Here is an 18,531-nt window from a genome sequence, read left to right as displayed (position 1 = left end):
TCCGCGTAGACGGCCACGCTCGCGATCCCGGCGTCCCGGCAGGCCCGGGCCACACGGACAGCGATTTCGCCACGGTTGGCGATGAGCACCTTGCGCACGATTGAGGCTCCCTCCTTGAAACAAGCCGAGTTTAGGGACTGGCTACACGGCACTACGACCCGTCCCCAGTGGTGAGCTTGCCCACACGGAGCGTGATGCGAGGCTCGCTCGACCCGCGAAAGCCCTTGTCGCGCCGCGGCACGCAGGACTCTTTCGAGAAACCCTAGCTCTCCCATGTGGTCAAGGTCTCTGTGAGAGCGTGCTGCGGGCCACTCGGTTTCTTTGTGGAGTCCCTACGAATGGCCCAACGAATCTTTGCCCTCCGCAGAACCCTTGTCCCAGGGTTTACCCGTTAGTAGCGTTCACGATGTCCGGGACGTACTTGGGGTAACAGCAGCCGTGCCCGGCCTGATTCGGGCGCGGCAGTCGAAAGTGGGTGGGGAACCGGTGGTACGCAGACCGGTGGCATGGGTCGTGGCGATCGTGCTCTTCGTGGAGGCGTTCGGTGTCGCCGCGCTCAACTGGTTCCTGGGGGTCGTGGTCGACCGTCAGGACATGTCCCTGGCCGGACTCGACTCCGACATGATGGCGAACTCCTCGAAGATCGGCGGGATCGTCTTCGGGCTCTACTTCGCCCTGTGCGGCCTGGTGGCGCTGCTCGTGGCCCTGCGGGACCGCCCGCCGGCCGGCTTCGGGCGCATCCTGCTGATCAGCGCGGCCGTGGTGCACGCGCTGCTCGGGGCGTTCGCCTGGGGCCTGGTGGGCTGGGGCGCGTTCCTGTTCATGGTGGTCGTGCTGGGGCTCATCGTGCTGCTGCTGATGACCTACGACAGCCCGGCGGAGCCGGCGGACGCGGCCCCGCCCGCGGCACCCCCGGAGAACGACGGCGGCAAGGACGGCGAGGGTTCGCCCGTCACTTCTCCGCCGGCGCCCACAACTCCGTGATGCCGACGCCCAGCTGGGCGAGGAGCCGGCGGAGCAGGGGCAGGCTGATGCCGATGACGTTGCCGTGGTCGCCGTCGATGCCCTCGATGAACGGCGCGCTGCGGCCGTCGAGGGTGAACGCCCCCGCGACGTAGAGGGGTTCGCCCGAGGCGACGTAGGCGGCGACCTCCTCGTCGGTGGGCTCGCCGAAGCGGACGACGGTGGAGGCGGTGGCGGAGCTGTACCGGCCGCTGACGGTGTCGTAGACGCAGTGGCCGGTCTGGAGCGTGCCCGCGCGCCCGCGCATCGACTTCCACCTGGCCGTCGCCTCCTCGGCGTCGGCCGGCTTGCCCAGCGCCGCGCCGTCCAGGTCGAGGACGGAGTCGCAGCCGATGACCAGGGCGCCCTGCGCGTCCGGTCTGGCCGCGACCACGGAGGCCTTGGCCTCGGCGAGGGCGAGGGCGAGTTCGGCGGGGGTGGGGGCGGTCACGGCGTCCTCGTCGACGCCGCTGACGACGACCTCCGGTTCGAGGCCGGCCTGGCGCAGCAGGTTCAGCCGGGCGGGGGACTGGGAGGCGAGGATGAGGCGGCGGCGGGGCGCGTCTGTCATGCGCTCAGGGTAGTCGCGCGTGGTCGCCCCGCGGGTCGGGCGGGGGGCTACCTCAGCCCAATGACGATCATCGCCAGGACCATGGCCAGAGCCATGAGGAGACCGAGCCGCCGCATCTTGTCCTGCATGTCGCGCAGTTCCTCGGGCGGCTCGTTCTCGGGGTCTGACCACAGCATGTGTCCAGCGTGCGGCGGGCTTTCGCCGGGCGCCTGAGTACGGGTACTCAAGTTGGCGCCCGGCGGTGCACCGATGTGCGGCCACGCGGCGTAGCCGCATATGGGTGGGCCTCGGTCACCCGGGCCAGAAGGTGCGGGCCCAGCTCGTCGGCCCCGGCTGGGGCAGGCGGTGCGATGCGATGCGGGACGGGTCGGACCAGGTGTCGCGGTCCCGGGTCGCGCCGGGCGGGACGGAGGCCTCCGCCGCGGCGCGGGCGCGGACCACCGCCAGGGCGGCGGCGAGCTCCTCCGCGGTCGGGTTGCCCCGTACGACCTTGATGTTCATGACGGCTCCCTGCCGGGCTAGAGGGGGATGTTGCCGTGCTTCTTGGGCGGCAGCGACTCGCGCTTGGTGCGCAGCTGGCGCAGGCCGCGGACGACGTGGGCGCGGGTGTCGGACGGCATGATCACCGCGTCGACGTAGCCGCGCTCGGCCGCGATGTAGGGGTTGAGGAGGGCGTCCTCGTACTCCTGGATCAGCCGGGCCCGGGTCGCCTCCAGGTCGCCGGCGGCGTCGGCCTCGGCGATGGTGCGGCGGTGCAGGATGTTGACCGCGCCCTGAGCGCCCATGACGGCGATCTGGGCGGTCGGCCAGGCGAGGTTGAGGTCGGCGCCCAGGTGCTTGGAGCCCATGACGTCGTAGGCGCCGCCGAAGGCCTTGCGGGTGATGACCGTGATCAGCGGGACGGTCGCCTCGGCGTAGGCGTAGATCAGCTTGGCGCCGCGGCGGATGATGCCGTCGTGCTCCTGGTCGACGCCCGGCAGGAAGCCGGGGACGTCGACGAAGGTGAGGACGGGGATGTTGAACGCGTCGCAGGTGCGCACGAAGCGTGCGCCCTTCTCGCTCGCCTTGATGTCCAGGCAGCCGGCGTACTGCATCGGCTGGTTGGCGACGATGCCCACCGGGTGGCCCTCGACCCGGCCGAAGCCGGTGAGGATGTTCGGCGCGAACAGCGGCTGGGTCTCGAAGAACTCGGCGTCGTCGAGGATGTGCTCGATCACCGTGTGCATGTCGTAGGGCTGGTTCGCGCTGTCCGGCACGAGGGTGTCCAGCTCGAGGTCCTCGCCGGTGACCTCGAGGTCGGCCTCCTCGGGGTAGACCGGGGCCTCGGAGAGGTTGTTGGACGGCAGGTACGACAGCAGCTGCTTGACGTACTCGATGGCGTCCTTCTCGTCGCCGGCCATGTGATGGGCCACGCCCGACGCGGAGTTGTGGGTGCGGGCGCCGCCCAGCTCCTCGAAGCCGACGTCCTCGCCGGTGACGGTCTTGATGACGTCCGGGCCGGTGATGAACATGTGCGAGGTCTGGTCGACCATGACCGTGAAGTCGGTGATCGCGGGGGAGTAGACCGCGCCGCCCGCACACGGGCCGACGACCAGGCTGATCTGCGGGATGACGCCGGAGGCGTGGGTGTTGCGGCGGAAGATCTCGCCGTACGCGCCGAGCGAGGCCACGCCCTCCTGGATGCGGGCGCCGCCGGAGTCGTTGATGCCGATGACCGGGCAGCCGGTCTTCAGCGCGAAGTCCATGACCTTGACGATCTTCTGGCCGTAGACCTCGCCCAGCGCGCCGCCGAAGACGGTGAAGTCCTGCGAGAAGACGGCGACGGGGCGGCCGTCGACCGTGCCGTAGCCGGTCACCACGCCGTCGCCGTAGGGGCGGTTGCTCTCCAGGCCGAAGCTGGTGGAGCGGTGCCGGGCGAACTCGTCGAGTTCCACGAACGAGCCCTCGTCCAGCAGCAGTTCGATCCGCTCACGGGCCGTCAACTTGCCCTTGGAGTGCTGCTTCTCGACGGCGCGTGCGGAGCCGGCGTGCGTCGCTTCCTCGATACGGCGCTGGAGATCCGCGAGTTTGCCCGCGGTGGTGTGGATGTCGATCCCTTGGGTCTCTTGGATCTCTTGACGCTCTTCCGGCTCGGACATCGGGATCTCGGCTCCCTGCCTGCTCAAAAGGGGGGACGGTTACTCATCCGTAGAGTAGTGGGGGGCCTACGAATCAGCAGTGCGGCGTTTCACACACCTAGGGTGGCTTGCATGACGCCGCGAGATGCTTCAGACGACAGCCGCTGGTCCGATCTGGACCGGCCTCCCCTCAACGCCAACGCGCTGCGCCGCGGTCTGGTGCATGAGGGCGGGCTGTGGCGCGACGTGGAGGTGGTGCCGAGCACCGGCTCCACCAACTCCGACCTGGTCGCCCTGGCCGGGGCGGGCAAGGCGGCCGAGGGCTCGGTCCTGATCGCCGAGGAGCAGACCTCCGGGCGGGGCCGCCTGGACCGGCAGTGGACGGCGCCGGCCCGCTCGGGGCTGTTCTTCTCCGTTCTTCTCCAGCCGAGCGAGGTGCCGGTCGTCCGCTGGGGCTGGCTCCCGCTGCTCACCGGGGTCGCGGTGGCGTCGGGGCTGTCCCGCTCCGCGGGCGTCGACACGGCACTCAAGTGGCCCAACGACCTGCTCGTCTCCATCGGCGGCGAGGAGCGCAAGGCCGGCGGCATCCTCGCCGAGCGGGCCGGGGAGGGCGCAGTGGTCGTCGGGGTCGGCATCAACGTCACCCTGCGGGAGACGGAACTGCCCGTCCCGCAGGCGGGTTCGCTGGCGCTGGCCGGGGCGGTGAGCACCGACCGCGACCCGCTGCTCAGGGCGGTGCTGCGCTCCCTGGCCGAGTGGTACGGGCGCTGGCGCGAGGCCGGCGGCGACCCGGCGGCCTGCGGACTCCAGGAGACGTATGCGGCGGGCTGCGCGACGCTGGGACAGGTGGTGCGGGCAGAGCTGCCGGGGGACCGGGCGATCACCGGTGAGGCGGTGGCGATCGACGGTGACGGCCGGCTGGTGATCGCGACGGAGGACGGGGTACAGGAGCCCGTCGGGGCGGGCGACATCGTGCACCTGAGGCCCGCCTAGCGGAGTGTGGAGGTACGGCTGCCTGCAGCTGAGCGCGACAGACGGGAGTGAGCTACCGCACACCTGCCGTACAGTTGAGGCCGGTCGATACCTGACCGTGGCAGATCGGAAGGGCAGCAGGCGTGACCGTCGACGACACGGGATCCGGTCCGGACCCGGACGGCCGGGTGGACCCCTATGCCGCCGACCCCGGCGAAGACCCGCTCGCCCTGCGGCTGGAACATCTGATCCTCGGCGCCGAGCGGCGCTACACCCCCTTTCAGGCGGCGCGCAGCGCGGGCGTCTCCGTGGAACTGGCCACGCGCTTCTGGCGGGCGATGGGCTTCGCCGACATCGGGCAGGCCAAGGCGCTCACCGAGGCCGACGTGCTGGCGCTGCGCCGGCTGTCCGGTCTGGTCGAGGCGGGCCTGCTGAGCGAGGCCATGGCGGTGCAGGTGGCCCGCTCCACCGGGCAGACCACGGCCCGGCTGGCCGAGTGGCAGATCGACTCCTTCCTGGAGGGCCTGACCGAGCCGCCCGAGCCGGGGATGACGCGCACCGAGGTGACGTACCCGATCGTCGAGCTGCTCCTGCCCGAGCTGGAGGAGTTCCTCGTCTACGTCTGGCGGCGCCAGCTCGCCGCCTCGGCCGGCCGGGTCGTGCAGGCCGCCGACGACGAGGAGATGGTCGACCGGCGCCTGGCCGTCGGCTTCGCGGACCTGGTCGGCTTCACCCGCCTCACCCGCCGGATGGAGGAGGAGGAGCTCGGCGAACTCGTCGAGGCCTTCGAGACGACCTGCGCCGATCTGGTCGCGGCGCACGGCGGGCGGCTCGTCAAGACGCTGGGCGACGAGGTGCTGTACGCGGCGGACGACTGCGGGGTCGCCGCCGAGATCGCGCTGCGCCTGATAGAGACGATGGCGAACGACGAGACGATGCCCGAGCTGCGCGTCGGCATCGCCTTCGGCACGGTGACCACTCGTATGGGCGATGTGTTCGGTACGACGGTGAACCTCGCCTCCCGGCTGACCTCGATAGCTCCGCGCGACGCCGTCCTCGTCGACAGCGACTTCGCCCAGGAGCTCATCCGCACCGGGGAGGCCCCCGCCTCCGAGGCCGAGGCGGCCGAGGCCGCGGCCGCCGCGGAGAAGGAGGGCGAGGAGCCCCCGACGTACCGCTTCGGGCTCCAGCCGATGTGGCAGCGGCCGGTGCGTGGCCTGGGCGTGGTGGAGCCGTGGCTGCTGACGCGGCGGAGCGAGGCCCGCTAGCCGCTCAGCCGTCCTTGTCGGTGAGCGCGCCCACGCACAGGCCGACGACCGGTACGCACAGGCCCGGGCCGTGGCCGCCGGTGTGGCTCGGTGCCGGTGCGGGCGGGGGCGTGGTCCGGCCGGACGTCGGGCTCGGGCGGGGCGCCGGGGCCGTCGTGGCCGGCGGCCGGGCGGTGGCCGTGGCGGTCGGGGCGTTCGGCGCCTCCGGGACGGTGGTGATGCCGGGGGTGGCGGCGGCCGTCGAGTGCGCCGGTGGCGTGGTCGTGGCCGGCAGGGGCAGGACGCTCGCGCCCGCGGTCGGCGTCACGCTCACCCCGCCGAGCACGGAGGCGGCGGACCGGCTCACCCGGGGTACGGCGGTCTCGTTGCCCGGCCGGGCGGCTCCGGGACCCGGATCCTGACGCGGATCGGCCTCCGCGGTGCCGATCCCGCCGACCCCCGATTCCGGCGCCATCCGCACCAGGCTCAGCGCGCCGGCGGCCAGCGCCAGCCCGCCGACGGCGAACAGGACCTTGCGGGGGCGGGGCCTGCGATGCCTGCCGCGCCCCACCGGTGTCTCCGTCATCACGAACCCTCCCCGTTGCGCTCGCGCCCCCTGCGCGCCGTGGCGCAGGCACGCTACGCGCTGCCGTGGGCGGCGGGGCGGGAGTCGCGGTGATGTCACCCGAACGGGGACAGCCGGGGGAAACCCTGCGATGATCGGGCCGAGACTTGTTAACCCGCGTTAACCGGAGGGCGTCATGAGTGAGGAGCGGTTCGGGGAGTTCGTGGTGGTGCGGCGGGACGGGGGCGAGGGTGCCGGGCACGTCGCCGAGCTCGTCCTCGACCGGCCCAAGGCCATGAACGCCGTCTCGACCGAGATGGCGCGGTCGATCGCCGGCGCGTGCGCGGCGCTGGCCGCGGACCGTGACGTACGCGTCGTCGTGCTGACCTCCACGCATGAGCGGGCGTTCTGCGTAGGCGCCGACCTGAAGGAGCGGAACTCCTTCAGCGATCTCGACCTGGTCCGGCAGCGGCCGGTGGCGCGGGCCGCGTACACCGGGGTCCTCGAACTGCCCGTGCCGACGATCGCCGCCGTGCACGGGTTCGCGCTGGGCGGCGGCTTCGAGCTGGCGCTGTCGTGCGACCTGATCGTGGCCGACCGCACGGCCGTGGTGGGGCTGCCGGAGGTGTCGGTGGGCGTCATTCCGGGCGGCGGCGGTACGCAGCTGCTGCCGCGGCGCGTGGGGGCCGCGCGGGCGGCCGAGCTCATCTTCTCGGCACGGCGCCTTCAGGCCGCCGAGGCGCGGGAGTTGGGGCTCGTCGACGAGCTGGTGGAGGAGGGGCGCGACCGGGAGGAGGCGCTGTCCCTCGCCGCGCGCATCGGCGCGCACTCGCCGGTCGGACTGCGAGCCGCCAAGCGCGCCCTGCGGCTGGGTCACGGGCTCGACCTGCGGGCCGGCCTGGAGGTCGAGGACGCCGCATGGCGCTCGGTGGCGTTCTCGGGCGATCGGGCGGAGGGCGTGGCAGCGTTCAACGAGAAGCGCAAGCCGCAGTGGCCGGGGGAGTAGCGGGGGCTCGTCCGAGTTGTTTGGCGCCGGCGGTCTGGGGTGGAGGGGTGGGTGGTGCTCACGCTCACCCCACCGCCGTACCAATGACCCGAAACACCCCAAACATCCCTAACCTGGAGTGATGGGTGAGGACAAGCGGCTCGCGGCCGTGGTCGCGTTGGCGCAGGGGATGGCGGCGGCGCACGGTTCGCACGAGGCGTGGCGCTCGGCGGCCGCCGGTGCGTGCCGGGCGCTGGGCGGGAGCTTCGCCGCGCTGTCGGTGTGGGAGCGGGAGCTCGGCCGGCTGCGGGTCCTCGTGAACGTGGGGGAGCGGGTCGAGGGGGAGGACGAGTTCCCCGAGGACGAGTCCTATCCCGTGCACCAGTTCCCCGAGATCACCGAGTTCCTGCACGAGCGGTGGGCCGGGGGCGGTGAGCCCGACGCCTGGGTGGAGACGGCGCAGGGGCCCGCCGCGGGCGGCCGCCCCGGCTACGTCCACCAGCGCGTCGCCGCCCTGCGCCGGCGAGGCCGCGGCAGCTGCGTCGTCGCGCCGATCGTGCTGCACGGGCGCGCCTGGGGCGAGCTCTACGTCGCCCGCCCCGCGGGCGCCCCCGTCTTCCAGCGGGCCGACGCCGACTTCGCCACCGTCCTGGCCGCCGTCGTGGCCGCCGGGATCGCCCAGGCCGAGCGGCTGGAGGAAGTGCGCCGGCTCGCCTACACCGACGCCCTCACCGGCCTCGCCAACCGCCGTGCCGTCGACGGGAAGCTGGACGAGGCCGTCGAGGCGCACCGGGTGGACGGCACGGTCGTCAGCCTTGTCGTCTGCGACCTCAACGGCCTCAAGCGCGTCAACGACACCCGCGGCCACGCCGTCGGCGACCGCCTCCTCGAACGCTTCGGTTCCGTCCTCTCCCTGTGCGGGGCGATGCTGCCGGGGGCGCTGGCCGCGCGGCTCGGCGGCGACGAGTTCTGCCTGCTGGCGGTCGGGCCGTCCGCCGACGAGGCCGTCAAGGCGGCCGACGAACTGTGCCGCCGCGCCGCGGAGTTGGAGCTCGGGGACGGGGTCGCCTGCGGGGTGGCCTCCACGGGCGACCCGATCGGGCCGGTACGGTCCGCCCGCCGGCTGTTCCGGCTCGCGGACGCCGCCCAGTACCGCGCGAAGGCGCTCCGCTCGGACCGGCCGGTGGTGGCGGGCCGGGAGGGCCCCGACGATCCGGTGATGCGGCTGGTCGACACCCCTTCGCTCCAGGACCCCGCGGAACGGCGGCAGTTTCGGGGGCGGGGCTGACGCACCCGGCGGGCCGGATCCGGTAAGGGGCGTAACGCCGACCCAGTAGTGACATCTTCGTCTTCACTGCGTACGCTCCTGAATATGGATATGCACACTGTGGTGGTGGGGACGTCCGGGGTGACCGCGTCCGACGTGCTCGCCGTGGCACGCGGCGGGGCCCGGATCGAGCTGTCGGGGGAGGCGGTCGCGGCGCTCGCCGCCGCCCGCGAGATCGTGGACGCGCTGGCGGCCAAGCCCGAGCCGGTCTACGGCGTCAGCACCGGCTTCGGCGCCCTGGCGACCCGGCACATCAGCCCGGAGCTGCGGGCCCAGCTGCAGCGCAACATCGTCCGCTCGCACGCGGCGGGCCTCGGGCCGCGCGTGGAGCGGGAGGTCGTACGGGCCCTGATGTTCCTGCGGCTCAAGACCGTCTGCTCGGGGCACACCGGTGTCCGGCCCGAGGTCGCGCAGACCATGGCCGACGTGCTCAACGCCGGGATCACCCCGGTCGTCCACGAGTTCGGCTCCCTCGGCTGCTCCGGCGACCTCGCGCCGCTGTCGCACTGTGCCCTGACGCTCATGGGGGAGGGGGACGCGGAGGGCCCGGACGGAACGGTCCGTCCCGCCGGCGAGCTGCTCGCCGCGCACGGCATCGCCCCCGTCGAGCTCCGTGAGAAGGAGGGCCTCGCCCTGCTCAACGGCACCGACGGCATGCTCGGCATGCTGATCATGGCCCTCGCCGACCTGGACCGGCTCTACAAGTCGGCCGACATCACCGCCGCCCTCAGCCTCGAGGCGCTGCTCGGCACGGACAAGGTCCTGGCCCCCGAGCTGCACGCCATCCGCCCGCACCCCGGGCAGGGCGCCTCGGCCGCCAACATGCTCGCCGTGCTGAAGGGTTCGGAGCTCACCGGGCACCACCAGGACGACGCGCCGCGCGTCCAGGACGCCTACTCGGTGCGCTGCGCCCCGCAGGTCGCCGGTGCCGGCCGGGACACCATGGCGCACGCCCGCACGGTCGCCGAGCGCGAGCTGGCCTCGGCCGTGGACAACCCGGTCGTGCTGTCGGACGGGCGCGTGGAGTCCAACGGCAACTTCCACGGCGCCCCGGTGGCGTACGTCCTCGACTTCCTGGCCATCGCCGCCGCGGACCTGGCCTCCATCGCCGAGCGCCGCACCGACCGGCTGCTCGACAAGAACCGCAGCCACGGCCTGCCGCCGTTCCTGGCCGACGACGCGGGCGTCGACTCGGGGCTCATGATCGCCCAGTACACGCAGGCCGCCCTGGTGAGCGAGCTGAAGCGGCTGGCCGTACCGGCCTCCGCCGACTCGATCCCCTCCTCCGCCATGCAGGAGGACCACGTCTCCATGGGCTGGTCGGCCGCGCGCAAGCTGCGCACGGCCGTCGACAACCTCACGCGCGTGCTCGCCGTCGAGATGTACGCCGCCACGCGCGCGATCGAGCTGCGCGAGGGCCTGACCCCGGCCCCCGCCTCGCAGGCGGCCATCACGGCCGCGCGGGCGGCGGGCGTCCAGGGTCCCGGTCCGGACCGGTTCCTCGCCCCCGACCTCGCCGCCGCGGACGCGTTCGTGCGGGACGGGCGGCTGGTCGCCGCGGTGGAGGGCGTCACCGGCCCGCTGCAGTAGCCGTACGGGAGAGGGGCCCTGCCGTGTGTGCGGCAGGGCCCCTCTGCGTCGTGCGCGGTCAGAAGCCGAGGCGTTCGCGGCGTACCGAATACACCACGAAGCCGGCGCCCACCCCGAGGAAGAGGGTGCCGCCGACGACGTAGGGAGTGGTGTCGAAGCTTCCGGTGTCGGCGAGTTGGGTGTCCGCGACGGAGCCGTCCGCGGTCGTCGACGCCACCCGTGCCTGGGTGGTGACCTCGGAGGTCGGGGTCGTCGCGGGTGATGTTCTCGCCGGCTGGTCCCCGCTCGCGTTGGCGGAGGGAACGAACCACAGGGCGCACAGGAGGGTCCCCGCGGCGGTGGCGGTCAGCAACGGACGGCGAACGGATGACACGGAATATCGATCCCCTTGTGGCGCTGGCGAATTGGCCGTGTGGAGCGATGTTAGTGAAAGGCGCGGGTCACAGGAAAGTCACGGGAGCCATGGGCCTTACGCTCCGGGCATGAGCACTGAAGAGACATCACGTTTTGTCCGCCTCCGGGTGGAACTCGTCCTCGAGATCGACGACCCCGACGCGGTGACCAAGGCGGCGCTGCGGCGTCTCGCCGAGGAGGACGACGTGCCGGCCGACGAGCGGGCGCACGCCGAAGGCGCTGTGACGGAAGACACCGCGGAAGCCCTCGCGTTTCTGGTGGATCCGTTCGACCTGGTCAAGGCGGTGCCCGGGGTCGAGCTCGCGCAGGCCTCGTGGTCGAGCGAGGCCGTCGACTACGACCCCGATTCGCCGGATTGGGACCTGGACGAGGATGATGCTGACGACGACGAGGACGAGGGGGCCGAGATCGGCGCCTAGCGGCCTGGGACACGCGTGACCCCGGACGGCGGCCACCGTCCGGGGTTTCGTCGTCTTCGGCGGCGCACTGACCGATTCCCGCACCACCCGCCCCGTCCGACGTGGCGTGCCCCACATCTCCGGGCTATGTGGAACGGGACGAACCGGTCGTAGCGTTGAAGTTCGTCACGGGGACTGGTCGGGTTTTCCGGGGAATCGGCAACGATGGAGAAGCGTGTGATGACGAACAGTAAGCGGCGCAACGGCCTGACGGTCGCGTCCGCACTGCTCGGCGGGGTTCTGGCCCTTACGGCATGTTCCGGCGGCGGTGGCGGCGGCGACGCCTCCGGCACCAAGGGCAAGGACACCTCGCAGGCCAAGGCCGACGAGGCGGCGGCCAAGAAGTCCTCCGAGGCCGATATCAAGATCACGCCGAAGGACGGCTCGGACAACGCCTCCATCAACAACTCCGCCGCCGTCACCGTCAGCAAGGGCACGCTCACCGGCGTGACGATGACGACCGCCGACGGCACCGCGGTGGCCGGCCAGCTGTCCGCGGACAAGCTCAGCTGGAAGCCCAGCACCCAGCTGCAGCGCTCGACCACCTACAAGGTCGCCGCCGAGGCCAAGGACTCCGCCGGTCTCGTCGCGCACGAGAACGCCTCGTTCACCACGGTCTCCCCGAACAACAGCTTCATAGGCAACTTCACGCCGGAGCAGGGCTCGACCGTCGGCGTGGGCATGCCGGTGTCGATCAACTTCGACAAGGCCATCACCAACAAGGCCGCGGTCCAGAAGGGCATCACGGTCTCCTCCAGCAGCGGCCAGGAGGTCGTCGGCCACTGGTTCGGCGCCAACCGCCTCGACTTCCGCCCCGAGGACTACTGGAAGGAGAACTCCACCGTCACGCTGAAGCTCGCGCTCGACGGCGTCGAGGGCGCCTCCGGTGTCACGGGCGTGCAGCAGAAGACGGTCACCTTCCACATCGGCCGCAACCAGGTCTCCTACGTCGACGCCAAGACCAAGCAGATGAAGGTCACGCAGGACGGCAAGACGATCAAGACGATCCCGATCTCGGCCGGTTCGCCGGAAAACAAGACCTACAACGGCACCATGGTCATGTCCGAGAAGTTCAAGGAGACGCGCATGAACGGCGCGACCGTGGGCTTCACCGACGACGACGGCAAGGGCGAGTACGACATCAAGGACGTGCCGCACGCCATCCGGCTGACCAACTCCGGCACGTTCCTGCACGGCAACTACTGGGGCGCGAAGTCCATCTTCGGCTCCGTGAACACCAGCCACGGCTGCGTGGGCCTGTCGGACACCAAGGGCGCCGACGACAAGGGCACACCGGCCTACTGGATGTACAACAACTCGATCGTCGGCGACGTCGTGGTGATCTCCAACACCGGCGACAAGACGGTCCAGCCGGACAACGGCCTCAACGGCTGGAACCTCAGCTGGGCGGCGTGGAAGGCCGGTTCGGCCGTCTGACCCACCGTCGGCTCACAGCTTCTCCGATGCCGCCCTCAGGGGCGGCATCGGCGTTTCCGGGGCTTTTCAGGGGGCGGCCACAGCCTTCTCATGCATCTCTTATGTCGGCCTTATCCAAGCATCACGCGCCGTCCCTACCGTGCGGCCATGTTCTTCACCTACCTGAGGCGCGAACTGCGCCGCCGCAGAAAGGCGGCCCTCGTCGTCGCCTCCGGCCTCGCGTTGGGCATCGCGCTGGTCATCGTGGTCAACTCCGTGTCCAACGGCATGGGGAGGGCGCAGGACAAGGTCCTCCAGTCGCTCTACGGACTGGGCACGGACATGACGGTCACCAAGGCCGCGACGCCGACCGCCTCCAGCTCGCAGCGGCCGCGGTTCCAGTTCGACGCGCGCGGCAACGACGACGACTCGAAGCAGAGCAGCGACCGGGTCATGGTGCAGGGCTTCACCACCCTGTCGTCCACCACCGTCTCCAAGGTCGGCGGCCAGAAGGGCGTCTCGAGCGCCGTCGGCGGGCTGAGCCTCAACGTGATCAAGATCAACGGCCAGTTCACCCGCGGTCAGTTCCAGCAGAACCCGGGCAGCGGCGGCATGCGTGGCGGCGGCCAGCCCCAGGGCGAGGTGAAGGGCGGCGGCGCCAACTTCGACGTCAACTCCTACTCGGTCTACGGCACCGACGTCACGCAGACCGGACTCGGCCCGCTGACTTCGTCGAAGATCACCAGCGGCCGCGGCTTCAAGACTTCCGAGACGGACGCCAAGGTACTGGTCGCCGACTCGGCGTACGCCAAGGAGAAGAAGTACAAGGTCGGTTCGAGCGTCACCGTCAACAAGGTCAAGTACACGATCATCGGCATCGCGACGGCCGACAGCGGTGACTCCGCGGCCAATCTCTACATGCCGCTGAAGCAGGCCCAGACGCTGGCCGGCCAGAAGAACAAGGTCACCACGATCTACGTCAAGGCGACCGACTCCCAGCAGATCTCCGCAGTCAAGTCGACCATCCAGAAGAACGTCTCGGGTACGACGGTCACCACCTCCGCCGACCTCGCGGACACCGTCTCCGGCTCCCTGTCCACGGCGTCCTCCCTCGCCACCAACGTCGGCAAGTGGCTGTCCATCGCGGTGCTGGTGGCCGCCTTCCTGGTCGCCGGCCTGCTCACCTCCTCCGCCGTCTCCCGCCGGGTGCGCGAGTTCGGCACGCTCAAGGCGCTGGGCTGGAAGTCGGGCCGGGTGACCCGGCAGGTCGTCGGGGAGGCCATGGTCAATGGCCTGGTCGGCGGCGTCCTCGGCATCGCGCTGGGCCTCGCCGGCGCCTACGTCGTCACCGCCATCAGCCCCACGCTCCAGGCCCAGTTGGGCGGGGGCGGCGGGGGCACCGGCGGTCCCGGCGGCGGGGGCGGCTTCGGCGGGGGCGGCGGCTTCGGCGGTCCCGGCCGCGGGGCGGCGAAGACCCTGGAGGTTGCGCTCACCGCGCCGGTGAGCCTCACGACCATCGCCCTGGCGGTCGCGCTCGCGGTGGCCGGCGGCCTGATCGCGGGCGCCTTCGGCGGCTGGCGGGCGTCGCGGCTGCGCCCCGCGGACGCGCTCAGGCGTGTCGAGTAGCGACCCGCCCGGCACCCCCACCCCCGAACCCTCCCAGGAGCCACCATGTACGAACTAAGAGGCGTCACCAAGCGCTACACCCGGGGCAAGGACACCGTCACCGCCCTGGACGCCGTAGACCTGGCCATCGCGGACGGGGACCGCCTCGTCATCCAGGGCCCCACCGGCGGCGGCAAATCCACCCTGCTCCAGATGCTCGGCGGCCTGGACCGGCCCACGGCCGGTGAAGTCGTCCTGGACGGGACCGACTTGGCGAAACTGTCGGAGGCCCGGCTGACCAAGGTCCGCAGCGAGAACATCGGCTTCGTCTTCCAGAGCTTCAACCTCATTCCCACCCTCACCGCCCAGGAGAACGTGGAGACCGCGCTCGTACCCCTGGGCGTGAAGACGAAGGACCGCCGCGAACGGGCGGCCGAGGCTTTGCGGTCGGTCGGCCTCGGCGAACGCCTCGGGCATCTGCCCGGCGAGATGTCCGGAGGCCAGCAGCAGCGCGTCGCCATCGCCCGGGCGCTGGTGAAGGAGCCGAAGGTGCTGCTCGCCGACGAACCCACCGGCAATCTCGACGAGTCGATGCGCGACGAGATCATGGAGGTGCTGGAACGCATGTGGAAGGAGCTCGGGCTGACCTTCATCATGGTCACCCACGACTCCGCCATCGCGAAGAAGGCCCCGCGTCTGGCGACGATCCGCAAGGGAAGGATCACCGTGAAGGAGAACGCGGGAGCGTAACTCCTGGTTTCCTCCTGTCTCTTGAGGTGCCTGATCACCCCCCGGCATACTGCGTGATCCGGGGGGTGCACGCGCAGACGTGCGAGACCACCCCCGGCCGGGTGACAGGGGAACGCGCCCGGTACTTCATCTCCAGGGGGAGACTTGCGCAGACAACTGAAAAGAGCATGCGCGTCCGCCGTCGCCGCGGCGGCGGCCGTGGCCCTCGCGGCGGGAACGACCAGCCCGGCGCAGGCCAAGTCGGAGCAGACGGGCGCCTCTTCGGCGTCCGCCTTCTCGAAGTCCGCCTCTTCGAAGGCCGCCTCGCTCACCGCGAAGCACCGCATCACGCTGATCACGGGTGACCGTGTCGCCGTCGACGCCAAGGGCCGGGTGGTCGGACTGGAGCCCGCGAAGGGCCGCGAGCACATACCCGTCCAGATACGCAGGGCCGACGGCCACACGCTGGTCGTCCCCGCCGACGTAGCCCGTCTGATCGCGACCGGCAAGGTCGACCAGCGGCTGTTCGACGTCACCGAGCTGGACCGGGCCGCCACCCGCACCTCCCAGCAGCACGGCCTGAAGGTCATCGTCGGCTACCAGGGCGCCGCACCGGCCGCCAAGGCCGGCGTCCGGGACGCGGGCAGGCTCCGCGAGCGACTCACGTCGCTCAACGCCGACGCCGTGCAGACGCCGAAGCAGGACACCGCCGAGCTGTGGCACGCGGTCACAGACGGCGACCGGGCCGCCTCCGGCATCGCGCACGTCTGGCTGGACGGGGTCCGCAGGGCCAGCCTCGACAAGTCCGTGCCGCAGATCGGCGCGCCGAAGGCGTGGGCCGCCGGCTACACCGGCAAGGGCGTCAGGATCGCGGTCCTGGACACCGGCATCGACGCGACCCACCCGGACCTCAAGGGCCAGGTCGTCGCGGCGAAGAACTTCTCCACCGCCCCCGACGCCACCGACCACTACGGCCACGGCACGCACGTCGCGTCCATCGCGGCGGGCACCGGCGCGAAGTCCCACGGCAAGTACCGGGGCGTCGCCCCGGACGCCAAGCTGCTCAACGGCAAGGTGCTCGACGACAGCGGCTCAGGCGACGACTCCCAGATCCTGGCCGGCATGGAGTGGGCGGCCGAGCAGGGCGCCGACGTCGTCAACCTCAGCCTCGGCGGCGGCGACACCCCCGGCATCGACCCGCTCGAGGCCGAGGTGAACAAGCTCTCCGAGCAGAAGGGCATCCTGTTCGCCATCGCCGCCGGCAACGACGGCGACTTCGGCGAGCAGACCATCGGCTCCCCGGGCAGCGCGGCCGACGCCCTCACCGTCGGCGCGGTCGACGACCACGACAAACTCGCGTCGTTCTCCAGCCGCGGCCCCGGTCTCGACGGCCAGATCAAGCCCGACGTGACCGCGCCCGGCGTGGACATCACCGCGGCCGCCGCCCCCGGCAGCGTCATCGACAAGGAGGTCGGCGAGAACCCGCCCGGCTACCTGACCATCTCCGGTACGTCGATGGCGACCCCGCACGTGGCGGGCGCCGCGGCGCTGCTCAAGCAGCAGCACCCGGACTGGAAGTTCGCCGAGCTGAAGGGCGCGCTGACCGGATCGGCGAAGGGCGGCAAGTACACGCCGTTCCAGCAGGGTTCGGGCCGTATCGCCGTCGACAGGGCCATCAAGCTGTCGGTGATCGCCGACCCGGCGTCGGTGAGCTTCGGCACCGCCCAGTGGCCGCACACCGACGACAAGCCGGTCACCAAGCAGCTGACGTACCGCAACCTCGGCACCAAGGACGTCACGCTGAACCTGGCCGTGACCGCCACGAACCCCAAGGGCCAGGCGGCCCCGGCGGGCTTCTTCAAGCTCGGCGCGGCCAAGGTGACGGTCCCGGCCGGCGGCAAGGCCTCGGTCGGCCTGACCGTGAACACCAAGCTGGGCGGAACGCTGGAGGGCGCGTACTCCGCGTACGTGACGGCGACGGGCAGCGGCCAGAGCGTGCGGACGGCCGCGGCCGTGCAGCGCGAGGTCGAGTCGTACGACGTCAAGCTGAAGTTCGTGGGCCGTGACGGCAGCCCGGCGAAGAACTACTCCGCGAGCCTGGCCGGTGTCTCCGGCCTCGGCAGCGGCAAGTTCTACTCGCCCTACGACGCCTCCGGGACGGTCACCGCGCGCGTGCCCAAGGGCGGTTACGTCCTCGACACCAGCATCTTCGTGGACCCGGAGGACGCCACCAAGGGCATCGACTGGCTGGCGCAGCCGAAGCTGAGCGTCACCAAGAACACGACGATCACGCTGGACGCCCGTACCGCGAAGCCGGTCGACATCACCGTGCCGGACGCGGCCGCCAAGCCGGTGTTCGCGTCGCCGGAATACGACGTGACGACCGCCGAGTCCGGCTTCGGCTTCGGCCTGCTCCTGGACTCCTACGCCAACTTCCGCTCCAGGGGCCTCGGTCCGCAGGTCACCGACGGTTCGCTGACCCAGCAGTGGGACGGCCACTGGACCAGCGGCGCGCACGAGCAGTACGACGTCACCACCGGCTCCGCCGTCAAGCAGCTCGCCACCGGCTACACCAAGCACTGGAAGGCCGCCGAGCTGGCCACGGTGAACGTCGGACTCGGCGCCTCGGCGAGCGGCAAGAAGGGCGCGATCGACGCCGTGGGCTGGCTGCCCTTCAGCAGCGGCGCCTCCTCGATCGGCATCGCGGAGACCCTGCCCGGCACCCGCAAGCTGCATCTGTCGACCGTGAACGGCGTCAAGTGGGAGATGCAGTTCGAGCAGTACGGCGGCACCGACGCGGACGGCTTCCCGATCACCGAGGCGGCGTACACGATCGGCGCGGCACAGACCTTCAAGGGCGGCAGGACCTACGCCAAGAAGTTCAACACCGCCGTCTTCGGACCGCACCTGAACGCCGACTTCGGCCTGTACCGCGACGGCAACAGCATCTACGGCGTGATCCCGCTGTACTCCGACGGCAGCACCCACGCGGGCTCCTCGGTCTTCACCGGGGTGCACACCACGCTCTACCGCAACGGCGCCAAGGTCGGTTCCAACGACGACCCGCTGTTCGGCGAGAAGGTGTTCAAGGTTCCCGCCGGCGAGGCCGGCTACCGGCTCACCACCTCGGTCGCGCGCAGCGCCAGGGTCGCGGCGGCCACCACCCGCATCGACGCGAGCTGGACGTTCCGCTCCAAGAAGCCGTCCGGCGTGGCCAAGCTGGCGGCCTCCACGGTCCGCTTCGGGGCGGTCACGGACCTCGGCAGCAGGGTGGAGGCCGGTAAGAAGGTGAGCATCCCGGTGATCGTCGAGGGTTCGGCCAAGGGCGGCAACCTCAAGTCGCTGACGGTGACCGTGTCCTACGACCACGGCAAGACCTGGCAGAAGGCCGACGTCGTGCACGGGAAGATCAAGGTGAAGAACCCGGCGAAGGGCAAGGCCATCTCCTTCCACGCCAACATCACCGACAAGAAGGGCAACAGGTCGACGATCTCGATCTACGACGCGTACTTCGGCAAGTGAGCCGGCCGTAC

The 18,531-nt window shown here is 71.2% G+C and carries 18 protein-coding genes; 11 read left to right on the top strand and 7 right to left on the bottom strand.

The window, feature by feature from the left end; genetic code table 11:
- Positions 1-98 (bottom strand): biotin carboxylase N-terminal domain-containing protein (locus ACIBN2_RS31990; protein ID WP_279617129.1); only part of this gene is annotated, 98 nt, incomplete at its 3' end.
- A gap of 388 nt (positions 99-486) precedes the next feature.
- On the opposite strand from ACIBN2_RS31990, the gene ACIBN2_RS31985 reads away from it, so the two are divergent.
- The gene (locus ACIBN2_RS31985) at positions 487-984 is read left to right on the top strand and encodes a hypothetical protein (protein WP_399139580.1); all 498 of its coding nucleotides are present in this window, start codon (positions 487-489) and stop codon (positions 982-984) included.
- On the opposite strand, the gene ACIBN2_RS31980 is transcribed toward ACIBN2_RS31985, so the two are convergent.
- The 4 genes from ACIBN2_RS31980 to ACIBN2_RS31965 all read right to left on the bottom strand — a co-directional run bounded on the left by ACIBN2_RS31980 (position 953) and on the right by ACIBN2_RS31965 (position 3,711).
- Positions 953-1,573: a Maf family protein gene (locus tag ACIBN2_RS31980; protein ID WP_399139578.1), complete on the bottom strand. Its 621-nt coding sequence runs from the start codon at positions 1,571-1,573 to the stop codon at positions 953-955. The two genes, ACIBN2_RS31985 and ACIBN2_RS31980, sit on opposite strands and share 32 nt — an antisense overlap.
- A gap of 47 nt (positions 1,574-1,620) precedes the next feature.
- Positions 1,621-1,749, bottom strand: coding sequence for a morphogenic membrane protein MmpB (gene mmpB, locus ACIBN2_RS31975; RefSeq protein WP_399139576.1), 129 nt, complete (start codon positions 1,747-1,749; stop codon positions 1,621-1,623).
- A gap of 115 nt (positions 1,750-1,864) precedes the next feature.
- The gene (locus ACIBN2_RS31970; protein ID WP_399139574.1) at positions 1,865-2,074 is read right to left on the bottom strand and encodes an acyl-CoA carboxylase epsilon subunit; all 210 of its coding nucleotides are present in this window, start codon (positions 2,072-2,074) and stop codon (positions 1,865-1,867) included.
- 17 nt (positions 2,075-2,091) lie between these two features.
- Positions 2,092-3,711 (bottom strand): acyl-CoA carboxylase subunit beta, encoded by a 1,620-nt coding sequence (locus ACIBN2_RS31965; protein ID WP_399139573.1) that lies wholly within the window; start codon positions 3,709-3,711, stop codon positions 2,092-2,094.
- Positions 3,712-3,822: 111 nt separating this feature from the next.
- Here ACIBN2_RS31965 and ACIBN2_RS31960 point away from each other — a divergent pair, with 111 nt between their 5' ends.
- Positions 3,823-4,683 (top strand): biotin--[acetyl-CoA-carboxylase] ligase, encoded by an 861-nt coding sequence (locus ACIBN2_RS31960; RefSeq protein ID WP_399139571.1) that lies wholly within the window; start codon positions 3,823-3,825, stop codon positions 4,681-4,683.
- A gap of 122 nt (positions 4,684-4,805) precedes the next feature.
- Positions 4,806-5,930, top strand: a complete 1,125-nt coding sequence (locus ACIBN2_RS31955; RefSeq protein ID WP_399139569.1) for an adenylate/guanylate cyclase domain-containing protein — start codon at positions 4,806-4,808, stop codon at positions 5,928-5,930.
- A 4-nt stretch (positions 5,931-5,934) separates the two neighbouring features.
- Here the strand turns inward: ACIBN2_RS31955 and ACIBN2_RS31950 are convergent, their stop codons facing one another.
- Positions 5,935-6,495 (bottom strand): hypothetical protein, encoded by a 561-nt coding sequence (locus ACIBN2_RS31950; protein ID WP_399139567.1) that lies wholly within the window; start codon positions 6,493-6,495, stop codon positions 5,935-5,937.
- Between the two features lie 175 nt (positions 6,496-6,670).
- On the opposite strand from ACIBN2_RS31950, the gene ACIBN2_RS31945 reads away from it, so the two are divergent.
- The 3 genes from ACIBN2_RS31945 to hutH all read left to right on the top strand — a co-directional run bounded on the left by ACIBN2_RS31945 (position 6,671) and on the right by hutH (position 10,376).
- Complete coding sequence (locus tag ACIBN2_RS31945; protein WP_399139565.1) at positions 6,671-7,480, top strand: enoyl-CoA hydratase/isomerase family protein; 810 nt, start codon at positions 6,671-6,673, stop codon at positions 7,478-7,480.
- A 121-nt stretch (positions 7,481-7,601) separates the two neighbouring features.
- Positions 7,602-8,747, top strand: a complete 1,146-nt coding sequence (locus ACIBN2_RS31940; RefSeq protein ID WP_399139563.1) for a diguanylate cyclase domain-containing protein — start codon at positions 7,602-7,604, stop codon at positions 8,745-8,747.
- Between the two features lie 90 nt (positions 8,748-8,837).
- Positions 8,838-10,376 (top strand): histidine ammonia-lyase, encoded by a 1,539-nt coding sequence (hutH, locus tag ACIBN2_RS31935; protein ID WP_399139612.1) that lies wholly within the window; start codon positions 8,838-8,840, stop codon positions 10,374-10,376.
- Between the two features lie 58 nt (positions 10,377-10,434).
- Here hutH and ACIBN2_RS31930 read toward each other — a convergent pair whose 3' ends face one another.
- A complete protein-coding gene (locus tag ACIBN2_RS31930) occupies positions 10,435-10,749 on the bottom strand; it encodes an LPXTG cell wall anchor domain-containing protein (protein ID WP_399139561.1) in 315 nt (104 codons plus the stop codon).
- A gap of 109 nt (positions 10,750-10,858) precedes the next feature.
- Between ACIBN2_RS31930 and ACIBN2_RS31925 the strand changes: the two genes are divergently transcribed.
- From ACIBN2_RS31925 to ACIBN2_RS31905, 5 genes are all read left to right on the top strand, one after another.
- Positions 10,859-11,209: a hypothetical protein gene (locus ACIBN2_RS31925; RefSeq protein ID WP_399139559.1), complete on the top strand. Its 351-nt coding sequence runs from the start codon at positions 10,859-10,861 to the stop codon at positions 11,207-11,209.
- A 204-nt stretch (positions 11,210-11,413) separates the two neighbouring features.
- On the top strand, positions 11,414-12,685 hold the full coding sequence (locus ACIBN2_RS31920; RefSeq protein ID WP_393864348.1) for an Ig-like domain-containing protein: 1,272 nt from the start codon (positions 11,414-11,416) through the stop codon (positions 12,683-12,685).
- Positions 12,686-12,832: 147 nt separating this feature from the next.
- Positions 12,833-14,290 (top strand): ABC transporter permease, encoded by a 1,458-nt coding sequence (locus ACIBN2_RS31915; protein WP_399139557.1) that lies wholly within the window; start codon positions 12,833-12,835, stop codon positions 14,288-14,290.
- A gap of 45 nt (positions 14,291-14,335) precedes the next feature.
- Positions 14,336-15,019: an ABC transporter ATP-binding protein gene (locus tag ACIBN2_RS31910; RefSeq protein ID WP_393864350.1), complete on the top strand. Its 684-nt coding sequence runs from the start codon at positions 14,336-14,338 to the stop codon at positions 15,017-15,019.
- 144 nt (positions 15,020-15,163) lie between these two features.
- Positions 15,164-18,520 carry a S8 family peptidase gene (locus ACIBN2_RS31905; protein ID WP_399139555.1) on the top strand — a complete coding sequence of 1,119 codons (3,357 nt, stop codon included), beginning with the start codon at positions 15,164-15,166 and terminating at the stop codon, positions 18,518-18,520.
- The last annotated feature ends 11 nt before the right edge of the window (positions 18,521-18,531 follow it).

This window comes from Streptomyces sp. NPDC050534, from assembly GCF_044457745.1.
GTDB lineage: Bacteria > Actinomycetota > Actinomycetes > Streptomycetales > Streptomycetaceae > Streptomyces.
This window is presented reverse-complemented; position numbering and strand designations above follow the sequence as displayed.

Coding starts and splice junctions, on each gene's coding strand:
- ACIBN2_RS31980 (WP_399139578.1), bottom strand. CDS start 1,573: ATGACAGACGCGCCCCGCCGCCGCCTCATCCTCGCCTCCCAGTCCCCC.
- mmpB (WP_399139576.1), bottom strand. CDS start 1,749: ATGCTGTGGTCAGACCCCGAGAACGAGCCGCCCGAGGAACTGCGCGAC.
- ACIBN2_RS31970 (WP_399139574.1), bottom strand. CDS start 2,074: ATGAACATCAAGGTCGTACGGGGCAACCCGACCGCGGAGGAGCTCGCC.
- ACIBN2_RS31965 (WP_399139573.1), bottom strand. CDS start 3,711: ATGTCCGAGCCGGAAGAGCGTCAAGAGATCCAAGAGACCCAAGGGATC.
- ACIBN2_RS31960 (WP_399139571.1), top strand. CDS start 3,823: ATGACGCCGCGAGATGCTTCAGACGACAGCCGCTGGTCCGATCTGGAC.
- ACIBN2_RS31950 (WP_399139567.1), bottom strand. CDS start 6,495: ATGACGGAGACACCGGTGGGGCGCGGCAGGCATCGCAGGCCCCGCCCC.
- ACIBN2_RS31945 (WP_399139565.1), top strand. CDS start 6,671: ATGAGTGAGGAGCGGTTCGGGGAGTTCGTGGTGGTGCGGCGGGACGGG.
- ACIBN2_RS31940 (WP_399139563.1), top strand. CDS start 7,602: ATGGGTGAGGACAAGCGGCTCGCGGCCGTGGTCGCGTTGGCGCAGGGG.
- hutH (WP_399139612.1), top strand. CDS start 8,838: ATGCACACTGTGGTGGTGGGGACGTCCGGGGTGACCGCGTCCGACGTG.
- ACIBN2_RS31925 (WP_399139559.1), top strand. CDS start 10,859: ATGAGCACTGAAGAGACATCACGTTTTGTCCGCCTCCGGGTGGAACTC.
- ACIBN2_RS31920 (WP_393864348.1), top strand. CDS start 11,414: ATGGAGAAGCGTGTGATGACGAACAGTAAGCGGCGCAACGGCCTGACG.
- ACIBN2_RS31915 (WP_399139557.1), top strand. CDS start 12,833: ATGTTCTTCACCTACCTGAGGCGCGAACTGCGCCGCCGCAGAAAGGCG.
- ACIBN2_RS31910 (WP_393864350.1), top strand. CDS start 14,336: ATGTACGAACTAAGAGGCGTCACCAAGCGCTACACCCGGGGCAAGGAC.